Origin of the sequence: Colwellia psychrerythraea, assembly GCF_000764185.1 — a bacterium.
GTDB classification, from domain to species: domain Bacteria; phylum Pseudomonadota; class Gammaproteobacteria; order Enterobacterales; family Alteromonadaceae; genus Colwellia; species Colwellia psychrerythraea_B.
In genome coordinates this window covers 1-646 of sequence record NZ_JQEC01000030.1, presented here as the reverse complement: position 1 = coordinate 646, position 646 = coordinate 1, and the positions used below count along the sequence as shown (strand labels likewise).

The following is a 646-nucleotide window of genomic DNA, read 5'->3' as shown; positions in this document are numbered from 1 at the left end:
CCTGATGGGGCTATAGCTCAGCTGGGAGAGCGCCTGCCTTGCACGCAGGAGGTCAGCAGTTCGATCCTGCTTAGCTCCACCATCTCTTATCTTTCACTAAAGAAAGAAGCCAAACTTAACGCATTCTTCTCAACTGAGAAAGATGATTTAAGTTTGGTTTTTTAAACCATATCTTTGCCGAATGTGTGCAAATGATAAGTTCTTTAACAATCTGGAAAGCTGATATAAATATCGGTGTTTATATGTTGAACACGGTGTCGCGCTGTTGTTCATATGATTATAAATACCAAGCTGTTAGCACATTCTCTTATCGTGAATGTGGTGATGGTGATAGTGCATCCCCCAAGGATGTATTATCGAATTCATACTACTCGAAAGAGTAAGATGTCTTATCAAGTAACTCATCATAAATCTTCGGATTTATTGAGTACGTGAAAATGTCAGACTTTACAATTGCCTTGGATTAGTCTCCAGGGTGTACTTCGTGTCTTTCGAGACTACTTAGGGTTGTATGGTTAAGTGACTAAGCGTATGTGGTGGATGCCTTGGCAGTTAGAGGCGATGAAGGACGTGTTAATCTGCGAAAAGCTTTGGTGAGGTGATAAAAACCGTTATAGCCAAAGATGTCCGAATGGGGAAACCCACT

General features: G+C 41.3%; 1 tRNA gene and 1 rRNA gene. Both read left to right on the top strand.

Going from position 1 to position 646, the window contains the following annotated elements:
• Positions 1-6 precede the first annotated feature (6 nt).
• Positions 7-82: transfer RNA gene (locus GAB14E_RS11035), tRNA-Ala, on the top strand.
• Between the two features lie 431 nt (positions 83-513).
• Positions 514-646: ribosomal RNA gene (locus GAB14E_RS0123015) — 23S ribosomal RNA — on the top strand; the annotation flags it as partial.